The organism is Arthrobacter sp. KNU40, from assembly GCF_051515115.1.
Taxonomy (GTDB): Bacteria; Actinomycetota; Actinomycetes; order Actinomycetales; family Micrococcaceae; genus Arthrobacter.
The window spans coordinates 568,059-582,718 of record NZ_CP195850.1; the positions used below are offsets into that span (position 1 = coordinate 568,059).

Here is a 14,660-nt window from a genome sequence, read left to right on the forward strand (position 1 = left end):
AGTTAGTTGGCGAGCCAGATGTCCGGTCCGAAGACTTCGTAGTGAATCCTTGTGGCGGGGATTCCGGCGTTGATGGCTTCGTTGCGGATGTGCTTCATGAACGGCAGCGGTCCGCAGAGGTACAGCGAGGCATCGGCTGGGAGGTCCAGTTCGCGCAGTGACATGAAGCCCGCTTTGGACCCGGCCTGCGGTTCCTCCAGCCAGAGCTGGAGTTCCGCACCATCCAAGCGCTCGACGTCGTCCGTCATCTGGCCGCGCAACGCCCAACTGTCCAGATTGCTCTCCGCGTGCAGGACCAGCACTTGGCGGTCGGAGCCGGAATCGGCGAGCGAGCGCAGGATGGAAGCCGTGGGCGTGCAGCCGATGCCCGCCGAGGCGAGGACCACGGGACCGTTGCCCTCCTTGAGCGTGATCTCGCCATAGGGGTTGGAGATCTCCAGGACATCACCCACCCGAACGGTGTTGTGCAGCACGGGCGAGACCTCGCCGCCGTCGTCGATTTTTGTCGTGAAGCTGCGGCTGGTGCCGGCGTTGCCGGAAAGCGAGTACTGGCGGACCTGGCGCACGCCGTCGGGGAGTGTGACCTTGACGCTGATGTACTGGCCCGGCAGAGCTTCAGTAATCGGCGTGTCGTCGGCTGGCTCCAGGGTGAAGGTCGTCGACCCGGTGCCGGCAGGAGTCTTCGACGCGACCTTCCAGGGGCTCCACATCTTGCCATTGGCCTGCGCTGCGTAGAGTCCCTTTTCGAGCTTGATCAGCGCATCCGCCATGAGCCAATAGACCTCTGTCCAGGCTTCGGCGATTTCAGGGGTGATGACTTCGGCCAGGTCTTCCGCGATGGCGGCGAAGAGGTGCTCGTAGACCACTTGGTACTGTGGCTCGGTGATCCCCAGGGAAGCGTGGCGGTGTGCAATGCGGGACAGAACTGTCTCCGGCAGGGTTCCGGGGTTGCTCACCAGATGGCTTGCAAAGGCGGCGATGCTTCCAGCGAGGGCCTGCTGCTGGTTGCCGGAGCGCTGGTTCGAACGGCTGAACAGCCCATCGAGCAGTTCGGGGTGCGCAGCGAAGAGTCGGGAGTAGAACTTGGGGGTGATGTCACCAATCCGGGCGCCGACGAGCGGCAAAGTGGCCTCGATGACGGGGAAGGACTTGTCCGAGAGCATAGGTACTCCTGTCGTAGTGGCCCGTGGGACGCATACGGACCGGGATCAATACTTGTATTTGGAATGCAAGTATCTATAACTAATTTCTACACGTCGTAGAAGTATTTGCCTAATCGACCGCCCGAAGATGACAGAGGCCCGCCATAAGCCGGGTCTACAGTCCGGGGCGTAACCCGATCGTCTGGAATGCCGGCACCATCTGCCGAAGGCGCGGCAGCGAGGACACGACGACGTCGTCCAGCTCGCGGTAGAAGGCTTCCCTCGCGCGGGCCAGGGCATGCCGCAGGCCGCATTCAGTAATCAGCGGGCAGTCGCCATGTACGGATTGGCACTCGGCGGGGTCGGCCCTGTTATTCAGTTCACGCAGGATGTGGCCAACAGTGGCCTGCTGTCCGGCGGCGCTGAGCCGTGATCCGCCGTTTCGGCCGCGCTCGACGTCGATGAGGCCGAGCTCCCTCAGCCGGACGATGGCCTTGCTGACGTGGTGGTAAGGAGTCCCTACGGCGTCTGCGATGTTCTGGGTCGTCAGGAGTTCTCCTGCGGGCGCGGACGAGAGAACCAGGAGCGCACGCAGGCTCACATCCGCGAAGGCATTGATCTTCATGCCCTCAAGCTTACGGAGTAAGGTCTAGTCCACCCATACGAGGGGTTCATTGGTGTCGACTTCTGCGTTGTCAAAGCTGAAGCCTTCGGCGGTCTGGACATACGGGACAACGGCTGCGAGGAGACCGCCGCTGCGATGCTCAGCCGCGGCGTGGATCCCGTCCGAGCCGTGTTCCGGAAGGATGACGTCGTTGGCAATCGCCACCGCGCGGTATTCGTCACGGCCTTGGCGCAGTAATTCGAGGATGTCTGCCAGCATCGACTCTGTGTCGACGTTTCCCTCGTCGTCCGGCTCTCCGGGCGTTACGAAGACGATCCGGAGTTCGTTATCCTCCGCGAGTGTGACGGCGAAGGGCAGGAACCCACCGTTTTGTTCCAGGTGTTCCTGCGCTGTTGCCAAGGCGGCCCCAAGGGTTTCACGCACTTCGCGGAGTTCGTTTTCCTGTGTGCTTTCGAGGCCGTTGATCTGGGAATCCATGCTGCTGTCCGCCTTCGGGGCTGCCGGCTAGGACCGGACCAGTGCGAGGACGCGGTCCCGTACCTTTTCCATGGTTGCAACATCCTTCGCCTCGGCGTTCAGGCGCAGGAAAGGCTCCGTGTTGGACGGACGAAGATTGAACCACCAGCTGCCGTCCTTCGCCGTGAAGGTGCTGCCGTCCATGTAGTCCACGTCGACGTCTTCGCCAGCAAAATCGGCACGGACCCGCTCGATGGCTCCTGCCTTGTCCTCGATTTCGGAATTGATTTCGCCGGAAGAGACATATGGCTCGTACTGACGGCCAAGATCGGACAGTGGGCCGTCCTGCTCGCCCAATGCCGCCAAGACGTGCATGGCCGCGAGCATGCCGGTGTCCGCGTTCCAAAAATCGCGGAAGTAGAAGTGCGCCGAGTGTTCGCCGCCGAAGACGGCTCCTTCTTCGGCCATGACTGCCTTGATGAACGAGTGCCCCACACGGGTGCGCACGGCCCTGCCACCATCCGTCGCCACGAGCTCCGGGACTGCCCGCGAGGTCAGAAGGTTGTGGATGATTACGGGGGTCTTTTCCCCCGCCGCCTGTGCTCGGGCGATTTCCCGGCGCGCAACCATTCCGGTGATGGCAGACGGGGATACTGGTTCGCCCTTCTCGTCAATCACGAAGCAACGGTCGGCGTCACCGTCGAACGCCAGGCCGATATCCGCACCGTGCTCGATCACTGCGGCTTGCAGATCGCGCAGGTTTTCGGGCTCAAGCGGATTGGCGGGGTGATTAGGGAACGAGCCGTCCAGCTCAAAGTACAGGGGGACGATCTCGAACGGCAGGGCAGGAAGCAACTGGTCACCAAGCACCGCGGGAGTGGTCAGCCCGGCCATGCCGTTTCCGGCGTCAACGACGATCTTCAGCGGACGGGAGCCCTTGAGGTCAACCAGGCTGCGCAAGTACTCGGAATAGTCCTTCAGGACATCGCGGGTGCCGATGTTGCCTTGGACATCCGCAGCCGGAATGCTTCCGCTGTTGAGGTACTTCTCCGCCAGCGCCTGGATTTCCTTGAGGCCTGTTTCGGAGGAGATCGGCTGGGCGCCGGCCTTGGACATCTTGATGCCGTTGTACTCGGCGGGATTGTGGCTCGCGGTAAAAGTGGCGCCGGCCGCATTCAGGGCACCGCAAGCGTAGTAGAGCTCGTCGGTGGAGATGAGGTCCAGGAGCTGGACATCGGCGCCGCGGCGAGCGGCGCCGTCGGCGAATGCCTTGATGAATTCGGGAGACGACGGACGCATGTCGCCGCCAACCAGCACAGTTTCCCCGGCGAGGCCGAGGGTGTCGACGAAGGCCGCGCCGACGGATTCCACGATGTGGGAGGTGATGGATTCGCCGACGATCCCCCGAACGTCATAGGCCTTGAAGGAAGCCGAGAGGTCAAATGTATTGTTCTGCTCGCTAGTCACGCGCTCAATCTTACTGTGGAGCGAGGTCGTCGCTGTGCGGGAACGTCATCTATGTGGAAAACGTTTGTCCACATAGATGACGTCCCGGGTTCTGGCTGTCTGCGGGTGCTGGAATACTGAAGCCATGCCCAACAACCCGGATTCCGCCCTACTCGCAGCTGATCAGTCCACCACCCGGCTGCAGGCCCTTGAAGTATTGAAGGAGCTTGTGGGAAATGCGGACGCCCGTTTTCACGACGGCCAGTATGAGGCGATTGAGGCCCTCGTCGACGCCGGACGGCGCGCATTGGTGGTGCACCGGACAGGCTGGGGCAAGTCGGCTGTGTACTTCGTCTCGTCGTTGTTGTTGAGGCGCCGGGGCGCAGGGCCCACCCTCATCGTTTCGCCGCTGCTCGCACTGATGCGGGACCAGGTGGCGGCAGCCGCACGTGCCGGGGTGCGGGCCTTAGCTATCAACTCCGCCAATCAGCTTGAGTGGGACAATGTCCGCGAACAACTGGCCGCGGACGAAGTGGATGTCCTTCTGGTTTCGCCGGAGCGGCTCACGAATCCTTCCTTCCGGGAAAACCAGCTTCCCGAGCTCATCCGCCGTACCGGTCTCCTGGTGATTGACGAGGCACACTGTATTTCGGACTGGGGGCACGATTTCCGTCCCGACTATCGGCGCATCTCCGATCTCATCGAGCAATTGCCTGGCAGCGTTCCCGTCTTGGCCACCACGGCCACGGCCAACTCCCGGGTGGTCCATGACATCGAAGAACAGCTCGGCGCTGGAGTGCTGACCATCCGAGGTGAGCTTGGCCGGGAGTCCTTGCGGCTGGGTGTCTTGAAGCTCGCCGACTCGCGGGATCGCCTTGGCTGGTTGCTGACCCATCTTGCAGACATGCCAGGCAGCGGAATCATCTACACCCTGACCGTTTCTGCCGCTGAAGACACCGCCCGGCTGCTCTCCGAGGCAGGCCACCACGTCCTGTCCTACACCGGGCGGACGGACCCCGCGGATCGTGAACGGGCCGAGCAACTCCTCAAGGACAACCAAGTGAAGGCGTTGGTTGCCACATCGGCGCTCGGCATGGGCTTCGATAAGCCGGATCTCGGGTTCGTCATCCACCTTGGTGCCCCGTCATCGCCCGTTGCTTACTACCAGCAAGTCGGACGCGCCGGCCGTGGCGCTGCAAATGCCGATGTGCTCCTCCTGCCTGGATCCGAGGACCGCGAGATCTGGCAGTACTTTGCGACTGCTTCAATGCCCTCGGAGGAAAAGGCCGCAGCCGTCCTCGACGTCTTGGCCGAATCCAGCTCTGCCTTGTCCACGGTGGCCCTCGAAGCACGGGTGGACCTGCGCCGGACGCCTTTGGAACTCCTGCTGAAGGTGCTCGCCGTGGATGGAGCGGTGGAGCGCGTGGGCGGTGGGTGGAGGTCCACTGGAAGTCCGTGGATCTACGACGCCGAGCGCTACGCCCGGATCGCCGAGGCCCGGGTGGACGAGCAGGATTCCATGGTGATTTACCAAGAGACCGCCGGATGCCGCATGGAATACATCACCGCGGTCCTGGACGACGAGTCCGCGCGTGCATGCGGCCGCTGCGACAATTGCGCCGGCAGGTGGTTCCCGGCGGACGTGGCAGCTGCCGCCGCCGACGCCGCCGGGCAGACGCTTCGGCGCGCGGGTCTTGCGCTGGAACCACGGCTTCAATGGCCCAGTGGCATGGATCGGCTCGGCGTCACGGTGAAAGGCAAGATCAAGCCGGAGGAGTTGCTGGCCGAAGGGCGCGTCCTGGCCCGCCTGACCGATCTCGGCTGGGGTGGTGCCCTCCGTGAGCTCTTTGCCGCCGGCGCAGCTGACCGCGAGGTTGAACCGGCCATGTTGCAGGCTTGCGTACAGGTCTTGCGCGAATGGTCCGCCGGAGACGGCCGGTCCACGGGGTGGAGTGGCCAAGGCCGTCCGGCAGCCGTCGTGAGCATCCCCTCCAGGAACAAGCCGGCGCTGGTCGAATCCTTGGCCCGCGGCATAGCCGGCATCGGCCAGATGCCGTACCTGGGTTCCCTCCAACTCCAGCACGGCGGACCCACGGGCGGGCGCGGTGGCAACAGCGCCTATCGGCTGGCCGGTGTCTGGGAGCGCCTCGTGGTGGGTCCGGAACTTGGACAGAACCTTGCGTCGCTGGGCGGTCAAGGCATTCTCTTGGTCGACGACCTCGCGGACAGCCGCTGGACCATGACCGTTGCCGGCCGCGCCCTCAGGCAAGCGGGGGCAGGATCGGTGTTGCCTCTCGTCCTCGGTCAAGCCTCGTGACCGGCGCGGTCCCGGACGTCCAGTCCGGATCCAAGTGGCAGCCGCGGCTCGCTTTGCTGGTTGCCGCCACCTTCTTCATGGAGTTCCTGGACGGAACTGTCCTTACTACGGCCATGCCGAGCATCGCGGCCGACTTCAAAGTGGTCTCGGCCGATGTCAACGTCACGATGACTGCCTACCTGGTGACTGTGGCCATGGGAATTCCGCTCAGCAGCTGGCTCGCAGAACGCTTTGGGGCACGCCGGATCTTCTGCCTGGCGATCGCAGTGTTCACCGTGGCGTCGCTGTTGTGCGCGGCCAGCCAGGACCTCACCCTGCTGACCTTGAGCCGGGTGGCACAGGGGGCCGGCGGGGCCATGATGGTGCCGGTCGGGACTCTCGTAGTGCTGCGGGGCACGCCCAAGTCGGAGCTCCTCCGAGCCACCGCGTTCCTGGTGTGGCCCGGGTTGCTGGCCCCCGTCTTGGCGCCGCTTGTGGGCGGAGCGTTCACTACCTATCTTTCCTGGCACTGGATCTTCCTGATCAACGTACCGCTGGGGCTTGCTGCGTTCATCGCAGCCCTGAGGTTGGTTCCGCGTACGGGAGGCGATGCTGGCCGGCGGCTCGACTGGCGGGGGCTCACGCTCACCACCTTCGGCGTAGGATCGCTTGTTGTAGGCCTTGAAGGGGTTGGCGGCCACGGCGCGGGCGTGGTCCCGGCAGCTGTGCTGTTGGCCGGAGCACTGGCTTTGGCCGGAGCGGCCTGGTGGATGCTCAAAGCCAAGACTCCGCTCTTCGATCTCCGGGTTTTCGCCACTCGCACGTTCCGGGCCACCTCCACCGGAGGGTTCGTCTATCGCCTGACTATCAGCTCGGTGCCCTTTCTGTTGCCGCTGTTGTTCCAGGACGGCTTTGGCTGGGATCCGCTCAAATCCGGTGCCATGGTGGCTGCGGTTTTCATCGGCAACATCGGCATCAAGCCTGCCACGACGCCCATCATTCGGCGGTTCGGCTTCAAGCCCGTGTTGGTCTTCGCCTCTTTCGCTTCAGCAGTCACCTTTGCCGCTTGTGCAGCGCTCAACGCAGGGACCCCGGAGCCGTTGATTTTTGCCTTGCTCCTGGCCAGCGGAGCCTTCCGCTCGATCGGATTCTCGGCGTACGCCTCGGTGCAGTATGCGGATATCGTCCCGGGGGAGCTTCCCTCGGCCAACGCAGTATCAGCCACGTTGGTGCAACTGGCCGCGGGCGCCGGCATTGCAGTGGGTGCACTCTTCCTGCGCCTCTTCGACCATGTGTCGCTCTTCGGCGACGGCCCTTCCTCGGCGTACCGTGGCGCCTTCCTCGCCATGGCTGCCGTGATGCTGTTGAGCACAATAGACAGCCTGATGCTGCACCGCCACGCCGGCGCTGAAGTCAGCCGCAGTGCTGTGAGTAAACCCGAGAAACGGCGGGGCTGAGGCCTTCGAGGACGTTAGTCGCCGGAACTTCCATACGGGAGATCCCGGCGACTCTCGGCCGTCCGCCGTCTTGCTTGGATCGTTTAGCTAGGACGCCGGGTGCGTGAACGGGATCCGGTCGAACGACATGACGCTCGTTGCTTCACCCGGGTTGACCGTGACCTTCAGCCAGTCCTTGGCATTGTTGGATCCATCCACGGTGATTCGGGTCAGGTTCTTCGCTGCTGTGGCCTGGCCGTAGAAAGACAGCCATGTGGAACCGGCAGCGAGGGGGTGGTCTTGGTTGTAAACGTGACTGTCGCCATTGATCAGGTAGACCGGGCCGCCGAACGAGTTCGATTCCTCGATCAAGGTCTGCACCAGGGGCTTGAAAGCACCAAAATCCGCCTGGGAAGGGGCCGCGACTGTCGGGTCGAACATGTCCGCCTGAGTCATCACGACGACGGCCCGGTCACCGGTGTTCCGCGCCTTCCGGAAGGTATCCCTCAACTCCTGGATATCAGCCTCGGTCCTCTGCTGTACCTCGTTAAGTTGGGCGGCGGTGGGCTGGGTCTGGCCGAGTCCCGTCCAAGGCAGCATTGAATTGTTGCTGCCCGGAATGTTGACGGCAGTGAAGGCGACCTCATGCTTGCGGAAGCTGACGTTCTCCGGGAAGCCTTCCTTTGCCTGTGACTTCACCTGCATCGGCGAACCAAGCGTGACACCTGGCTGCGGGAAGAAGACTTCCCGCACCTTGGCCAACCTCTCCAGGGGGTTGTATGCACCGTTGTTCGTTCGGTGGCAGTCAGTCCATTCGTTGTCACCCGGGGTGTAGACGAGAGGGGCAGTAAAGCTGTCGAAGTTCGTCTTGATGGCCTGGAAGTACTGGTCCGTGCACTGGGACGATCCGTTCTTGATATCGCCCACGTGTGCTACAAAACTCAGTTCCTTGTGCGCGTTCAGGTCCTGAATGTAGGAGGGGAAGGCTTGGATTTCAGCGTTACCGTAGGGCACGTCGCCGATGACGCCGAAGCTGAAGCCCTCGGTATTGCCTTGGTGTCCGTTGCCGTTGGAGCCGTCTTGTCCCGCGTTGTTACCGGGGCTGGCCGCCAGTGCCGGCGGCGTGAGCAACGTGGTCGACAGCAGGACGGCCCCAACCGTTGCGATCGCGAACTTCGTCATTGAACGCATGAATCTCTCCTCGTCGTTGGTCTCCGTTACCCGGACGAGGTTATTGGCGCGAGCTGAATTCAAAGAGTCGGAGACATGAACCTTCCCCGCCGCCGCCGTTGAAGACCCAGGCCGCTGAGGGCCCGAGGAACGCAAAAGGCCCCGGTCAGGGACCGGGGCCAAAACGCGGAGACGGGGGTGTGTAGTTTCACGACATAGTTCACACATGAGTCGGGTCATCGTTCCCGGTTGACGCTTCACCGGTGAGTCGGGACATCGTTCACGCCCCGGGCGCGGCGAGCATGTTTCATGTCGAAGCAGAAAGTGATCGTCCTTGCAGTCCGTGACCAGGGCCTGAGCGTCGCGGATGCGGCCCGCCGCTATGGAGTCAGCCGCCGCTGGGTCCATGAACTCCTCAGGCGCGAAGCCGAAGGGGGCATCGACGCCGTCGAGCCCCGGTCCAAACGCCCGCTGAGCAACCCGCGCCGAACCACCGACGCTGTCACCGGCCGGGTCCAGGCCCTGCGGCGGGAACTGGACGCTGCCGGCCTGGACGCCGGGCCCGTGACGATCGCCTGGCACCTTGGACGTGAAGGACTACACGCGCCGTCGATCTCCACGATCCGCCGGATCCTGCACACCGCGGGCCTGATCGCCCCGGAGCCGAAGAAACGCCCGAAGTCCTCCCTGCACCGCTTCGAGGCGCACCAGCCCAACGAAACCTGGCAGTCCGACTTCACCCACTGGGCCCTGGCCGACGGGACCGATACCGAGATTTTGAACTTCCTCGATGACCACTCCCGCTACCTGCTCGCCTGCGCCGCGTTCACGCCCGTCACCGTCACTGCGGTGGTGTCCACCTTCCTGGCCGCCGCCGCGGAACACGGGTTGCCGGCCTCGACCCTGACCGATAACGGCATGGTCTACACCACCCGCCTGGCCGGCGGAAAAGGGGGGCGCAACGCCTTCGAACACCAGCTCCACGCCCTGGGCATCACCCAGAAAAACGGCTCACCCAGCCACCCGCAGACCCAGGGAAAGATCGAACGCTTCCATCAGACCCTGAAGAAATGGCTCACCGGCCAGCCCCGCGCCCACACCCTGGCGGACCTGAACGAACAACTGGACAAGTTCCGCCACATCTACAACCACGAACGCCCCCACCGGGCCCTGAACCGCAGAACACCGCACGAGGCCTACACCGCGACCCCCAAAGCAGCACCGTCCGGAGCGAAACAAGGAGACCACTGGCGCCGCCGCATCGACCGCGTCGACCGGTTCGGGAAACTCACCCTCCGCCACGCCGGACGGCTCCGCCACATCGGCATCGGGCGGGCCTACGCCGGCAAACACGTCCTGATGCTCATCCACGACACGGACGTCACGATCAGCGACACGGCCACCGGAGAGATCATCCGCGAACTCACCATCGACCCCGCCCGCGGCTACCAACCCAGACAAAGAAAAACACCCCGGTCCGAAGACCGGGGTGTTACCGATGACCCGACTCATCCATGAAGGATGTCTCGACTCATCACAAACGCGGAGACGGGGGGATTTGAACCCCCGGTGGAGTTGTGCCCCACACTTCATTAGCAGTGAAGCCCATTCGGCCGCTCTGGCACGTCTCCAGTTGCTATTGCTAGCCAACCAAGGATACGCAGAACTGGGCACCGAGCGCAAAACGGCCGCGCGGGCCGCCGTCGGGCGCCGTACCGCCGCTTGTCGGACTCGGCGCGGGCCGCCGTCGGGCGCTCCCCGTCGAGGGCGCTAGTGCCCCGAGCCCTCCTTGCCCGCAAGCGCCCGCCACAAGAAGTGTTGGCTGCGGGCTTGGAGTGAGGCTGCCTGACGGTTGTCCGATGCTCCGGCGTGACCACCTTCAAGTGCTTCGTGGAACCACACGTTCGGGATGCCCATTGCCTGCATCCGGGCTGCCATCTTCCGGGCCTGGACCGGGCCCACACGGTCATCGGAGGTGGCCGTCCAGATGAACGTCTCCGGGTACTCCACGCCGTCGCGCAGCAAGTGGTACGGCGAAAAGGTGCGGATGTACTCCCACTGTTCCGGGACGTCGGGATCGCCGTACTCGGCAATCCAGGAGTAGCCGGCCGAAAGCTTGGTGTAGCGGCGCATGTCCAGCAACGGGACGCCGCAGGAGATGGCTCCGAACAACTCCGGGTACTGGGTCAGCATGTTGCCCACCAGCAGTCCGCCGTTGGAGCCGCCCACGCAGCCGAGCCGCCGCGGACTGGTGACGCCCCGCGAAATGAGGTGCTGGGCCACAGCGGCGAAATCCTCGAACGCGCGGTGTCGATTCGCCTGCAAGGCTGCGCGGTGCCAAGCGGGACCGTACTCGCCGCCGCCGCGGATGTTGGCCACGACGTAGACGCCGCCACGTGAATGTGCCGCAGAGCCGTCTTCGGACGGGATGCTTTCGGTCCGGCGTTCCAGCCAGGCGCGCCCGATGGCTCCGCTGTAGGCCGGGGTCCTAGAGACTTCGAAGCCGCCGTAGCCCGAGAGCTGAGTGGGGTTCTCGCCGTCGAGGTCAAGATCTTTGGACGCCACCTGGAAATAGGGCACGCGAGTGCCATCTGCGGAGATGGCGAAGTGCTGCTGGACCTCGTAGTCCGCCTCGTTGAAGAACGACGGCGAGGACTTCACCACTGCGTGCGTGCTCGCCACCCCGCCGTCGTGGCCTGCGTCGAGCGTGTAGCTGGCGATGCCCGGGGACAGCGTTCCGCGCATGAGCGTGGTGGGGGTGGTGAAGCCCGTTGCGACGAGCCAGTAGTCGTTGCCGGCGTCGTCGCCTTCCACTTCGTCCTCATCGTCGACGGCGTAGGCGTTCACATCGTGCAGCGGCGGGGACGCATCCAACAATGTCGAGGCCCACCCACCCGCGGAGTCCTTGCGGGCCGGGTCGAGCACCCTGATTTCGGAAGAGACGTCGTGCAGCAGGTTCAGGAGGAGGTAGTTCCGGGTCCAACTCCACGACTGGAGGGACGTGTGTTCATCCGGGGTGAAAAGCATCGTGAAATCGCGTGCCCCGGACAGATAGCCCTCAAAGTCGGCAGCCAGCAGAGACCCGGCGGGATAGGTGGTTCCGTCCACGTTCCAGTCCTGCCGCGGTCGGAACATGAGCCATTCGCGGTGCGAACTGAGGTTGACGTCGGTGGGGACATCGATGGCCAGCCACGCGTCGTCATGCAGAACGGAAGTGGTCCGGTTGAAGAAGTCGATCCAGTCCACGGCGAAAGTGCGTTCGAAACCCGGGGTGGAGTCGTGGGCGACGAGGGACATCATGTGGTCTTCGGGGATCTCGAAAATCCGCTCCGCCTCAGTCAAGGATTGGCCGCGACGAAGCTTCACCCCGGTGCGCGCGTAGGACGAGCTGGTTTTCGGCAGGCCGTCGGCGGTGGTGGCAACCAACAGGGTGTCGGCATCGAGCCAGCTCACGTTGCCCTTCGCGGTCGGAAGGTCGAAACCGCCTGCAGCCGGGTCCACGAAGGTGCGGGTCTCAACGTCGAACTCGCGGTGGCGGTTGGCGTCACCGCCGTCGGGGGAGAGGGCGATGATGGCGAGGCGGTGCGGTTCGCCTTCGGCCGGGCGCAGGAAGTTGGCGCCGTGGAAAACCCATTCTTCGCCTTCGGCGGCGGCAAGTGCGTCGATGTCGAGCAGCACGTCCCATTCCGGGGCATCGCTGAGGTAGCTTTCCCACGTGGTCCGGCGCCAGAGGCCCTTGGGGTTCTGCTGGTCTTTCCAGAAGTTGTAGTAGTGCTCGCCACGCTTGTTGACCATGGCGATCCTGTCCGTGGAGTCCAGGACCTCCAGGATTCCGGCTTCCAAAGCCGGGTAGTCGGCGTCGTCGAGCAAGTCTTCGGTGCGGGCATTTTGCTCCCGCACCCAGGCCAGCTGTTCCCCGCCATGAATGTCTTCGAGCCAAATATTCTCGTCGACAGGTTCGGGGGTGATTGCGGTTCCCTGGGCAGTTTCGTTGTCGGGCGCGGGCGCTTGATCAGCTGCTGTGGTGGTCATCCCTCATCCTAGAGTGACTCTCTGAGAAGGAAGCAAGTCACAAGAAGTTAGGCTTGGGCGTGGGTAAATCGCAGAACATTCGGGTGGGGCTGATCGGGGCAGGTCCCCGCGGCACCAGTGTGCTGGAGCGTTTGCTCGCCAATTGGGCCGCGACGGAAACCCAAACACGTTCCTTGCACATCGACGTCGTCGACTCCTATCCCGCCGGCCCCGGGCACGTCTGGCAGCCCGAGCAGTCCCGGCTGTACCTCATGAACACGCAGTCGTTCTACCCCACGTTGATCCCCGAGGACGAACGACTCGCGCCGCCTTTGGCCGGGGGCTCCTTTGAGCAGTGGCGGGCGAAGCAGCGGTCAGGTGGCGGTCCGGGCCTGAGCGACGAGGAACGGGCCGAACTTGCCGTGCTCGCCTCCCACGACTTTCCCAGCCGTGCCCTTTACGGGCGGTATTTGCGCTCGACGCTGGAGGAACTGCTCCACCGTGTCCCCGCCGGCGTTGAGATCGCCTTCCACCGGAACAACGCCGTGGCGGCGCGTCCCCTCCCGGGCGGGCCGGCGGACGGTTCGCCGGGTGTGTCCACGGGCGGAGGGTTCGACGTCGAACTCGACGACGGCGCCCGGCTCACCGTGGATTCCCTCGTCCTCGCGCTGGGCCACCTTGAGTCCCGGCTCAACCCGGAGCAGCGTTCGTTCAGGGAGGTGGCGTCGGAGCTCGGGCTGCTATACGTCGCGCCCGCCGCACCTGCCGACGTGGACTGGGTGCTGGTGCCGGACGGGGAAACCGTCCTGGTCCGCGGCATGGGCCTGAATTTCTTCGACGTCATGGGCCAGCTGACGGAAGGCCGCGGGGGACGATTCGTGCCGGCTGAAGACGGTCTCCCGGGGAAGCTTAAGTACTTTCCTTCGGGCAGGGAACCGAAGATCATCGCGGCATCCAGGCGGGGAACTCCGTACCGGACCAAGGCCGGGTTGGACGGGTACTATCCCAAGTCCGTGCGCTTGCGGTATCTGACCGAGAGCGCGGTGGAACGCTTCGCCGCGGCAGGCATCCAACCTGGCTTCGACCACGATCTTTGGCCCCTCCTGCATCGGGACGCCCTGTGGGCCTACTACTCAACGTTGGTCGTGGCGGAACCCGTGGCCGTGTTTGATGCGAACGAGTTTCTTGCTGCCCTCGAAGACTTGTTGCAGCCGCACGCGCATGCCACCGGGCGATGGGAAAACCAGGTCGCAGAGCTGGTTGCCACCCACGTTGCAGCGTCGCGCCGCCTTGACCTGCTGGGCCTCGCGGCGCCCTTGGCCGGGCATTCCTTCGCGTCCAGGAAAGAACTCGACGCCGCCGTCGTCGACTATCTGGACGACGATGCCCGCCGCTCCGCGCTCGGAGAGTCAGATCCCGTGAAGATGGCCATCGGTGCCCTGCACGCGGGACGGGCCATCCTGAAGAGCGCCGTGGCCGACGGCGGCATCACGGACGAATCGTGGGTGGGCGAGCTGCGGGGCTGGTTCGAATCCTTCGTTGAGGGACTCGCGAGCGGTCCTCCCGCCCTCCGCGCCGAACAGTTGGCCGCTTTGGCGCGTGCCGGCGTCGTGAGTTTCGTTGGCCCGGATCCGCGATTCAGCGTTGATCGTTCCAAGCGCGTCTTCCGCGCGGTATCGGCCTGGGTGCACGACGACGCCGCGGAAGCCAGGACCCTGATTGAGGCCATGTCTCCCGCGAACCGCGTTGGCGTGAGTGTTTCTCCGTTCCTGCGTCAATTGCTGGCCGACGGATTGGTGCGGCCCAAAGTGATGATGACTGCCGAGGGAATGCCGGTGCAGACCTCCGGCTTGGACGTCGAGCCGCACCCCTACCGGCTGGTGGGCGCCAACGGTTCAGTGACTCCGGGGATGTACGCCCTTGGCCTGCAGCTTTCCTCCACCCAGTGGGGGACGGCCATCGCCGCCGAAGCCCGACCTTCCGATGGCACCGGCTACCGAAGCGGCCAACGGACCCTCCGCGACGCCGACGAAATCGCCAGGGACATGCTCGGCCTTCCCCTCGAAAAATGAGCATGC

General features: G+C 64.2%; 10 protein-coding genes and 1 tRNA gene. 4 read left to right on the plus strand and 7 right to left on the minus strand.

Translation table 11 applies throughout. The features are described from left to right. Positions 1-2 precede the first annotated feature (2 nt). The 4 genes from ACSKT0_RS02745 to ACSKT0_RS02760 all read right to left on the minus strand — a co-directional run bounded on the left by ACSKT0_RS02745 (position 3) and on the right by ACSKT0_RS02760 (position 3,690). The gene (locus ACSKT0_RS02745) at positions 3-1,163 is read right to left on the minus strand and encodes a globin domain-containing protein (RefSeq protein WP_437772401.1); all 1,161 of its coding nucleotides are present in this window, start codon (positions 1,161-1,163) and stop codon (positions 3-5) included. Positions 1,164-1,317: 154 nt separating this feature from the next. Beyond that, a complete protein-coding gene (locus ACSKT0_RS02750) occupies positions 1,318-1,767 on the minus strand; it encodes an RrF2 family transcriptional regulator (RefSeq protein WP_437772402.1) in 450 nt (149 codons plus the stop codon). A 24-nt stretch (positions 1,768-1,791) separates the two neighbouring features. After that, on the minus strand, positions 1,792-2,244 hold the full coding sequence (locus ACSKT0_RS02755; protein ID WP_437772403.1) for a hypothetical protein: 453 nt from the start codon (positions 2,242-2,244) through the stop codon (positions 1,792-1,794). A 27-nt stretch (positions 2,245-2,271) separates the two neighbouring features. After that, positions 2,272-3,690, minus strand: coding sequence for a phosphomannomutase/phosphoglucomutase (locus ACSKT0_RS02760; protein ID WP_437772404.1), 1,419 nt, complete (start codon positions 3,688-3,690; stop codon positions 2,272-2,274). A gap of 124 nt (positions 3,691-3,814) precedes the next feature. Here ACSKT0_RS02760 and ACSKT0_RS02765 point away from each other — a divergent pair, with 124 nt between their 5' ends. Both ACSKT0_RS02765 and ACSKT0_RS02770 read left to right on the plus strand, forming a co-directional pair. Next, positions 3,815-5,986 (plus strand): RecQ family ATP-dependent DNA helicase, encoded by a 2,172-nt coding sequence (locus ACSKT0_RS02765; RefSeq protein ID WP_437772405.1) that lies wholly within the window; start codon positions 3,815-3,817, stop codon positions 5,984-5,986. Further along, positions 5,983-7,422, plus strand: coding sequence for an MFS transporter (locus ACSKT0_RS02770; RefSeq protein ID WP_437772406.1), 1,440 nt, complete (start codon positions 5,983-5,985; stop codon positions 7,420-7,422). Before ACSKT0_RS02765 ends, ACSKT0_RS02770 begins: the two co-directional genes overlap by 4 nt. Positions 7,423-7,509: 87 nt before the next feature. Here ACSKT0_RS02770 and ACSKT0_RS02775 read toward each other — a convergent pair whose 3' ends face one another. Next, positions 7,510-8,592: a hypothetical protein gene (locus ACSKT0_RS02775; RefSeq protein ID WP_437772407.1), complete on the minus strand. Its 1,083-nt coding sequence runs from the start codon at positions 8,590-8,592 to the stop codon at positions 7,510-7,512. Positions 8,593-8,880: 288 nt separating this feature from the next. Here ACSKT0_RS02775 and ACSKT0_RS02780 point away from each other — a divergent pair, with 288 nt between their 5' ends. Beyond that, on the plus strand, positions 8,881-10,089 hold the full coding sequence (locus ACSKT0_RS02780) for an IS481 family transposase (RefSeq protein ID WP_437772408.1): 1,209 nt from the start codon (positions 8,881-8,883) through the stop codon (positions 10,087-10,089). A 25-nt stretch (positions 10,090-10,114) separates the two neighbouring features. Here the strand turns inward: ACSKT0_RS02780 and ACSKT0_RS02785 are convergent. Together ACSKT0_RS02785 and ACSKT0_RS02790 are read right to left on the minus strand one after the other, a co-directional pair. Then, a tRNA-Ser gene (locus ACSKT0_RS02785) sits at positions 10,115-10,202 on the minus strand. A 139-nt stretch (positions 10,203-10,341) separates the two neighbouring features. After that, the gene (locus ACSKT0_RS02790) at positions 10,342-12,603 is read right to left on the minus strand and encodes a prolyl oligopeptidase family serine peptidase (protein WP_437772409.1); all 2,262 of its coding nucleotides are present in this window, start codon (positions 12,601-12,603) and stop codon (positions 10,342-10,344) included. 59 nt (positions 12,604-12,662) lie between these two features. Between ACSKT0_RS02790 and ACSKT0_RS02795 the strand changes: the two genes are divergently transcribed. Beyond that, on the plus strand, positions 12,663-14,654 hold the full coding sequence (locus ACSKT0_RS02795) for an FAD/NAD(P)-binding protein (protein WP_437772410.1): 1,992 nt from the start codon (positions 12,663-12,665) through the stop codon (positions 14,652-14,654). Positions 14,655-14,660 lie beyond the last annotated feature (6 nt).

Bases quoted from the DNA above. Each gene is read 5' to 3' on its own strand.
- ACSKT0_RS02775 (WP_437772407.1), bottom strand. From the start codon at position 8,592: ATGCGTTCAATGACGAAGTTCGCGATCGCAACGGTTGGGGCCGTCCTG.
- ACSKT0_RS02780 (WP_437772408.1), top strand. From the start codon at position 8,881: ATGTCGAAGCAGAAAGTGATCGTCCTTGCAGTCCGTGACCAGGGCCTG.
- ACSKT0_RS02750 (WP_437772402.1), bottom strand. From the start codon at position 1,767: ATGAAGATCAATGCCTTCGCGGATGTGAGCCTGCGTGCGCTCCTGGTT.
- ACSKT0_RS02755 (WP_437772403.1), bottom strand. From the start codon at position 2,244: ATGGATTCCCAGATCAACGGCCTCGAAAGCACACAGGAAAACGAACTC.
- ACSKT0_RS02790 (WP_437772409.1), bottom strand. From the start codon at position 12,603: ATGACCACCACAGCAGCTGATCAAGCGCCCGCGCCCGACAACGAAACT.
- ACSKT0_RS02745 (WP_437772401.1), bottom strand. From the start codon at position 1,163: ATGCTCTCGGACAAGTCCTTCCCCGTCATCGAGGCCACTTTGCCGCTC.
- ACSKT0_RS02765 (WP_437772405.1), top strand. From the start codon at position 3,815: ATGCCCAACAACCCGGATTCCGCCCTACTCGCAGCTGATCAGTCCACC.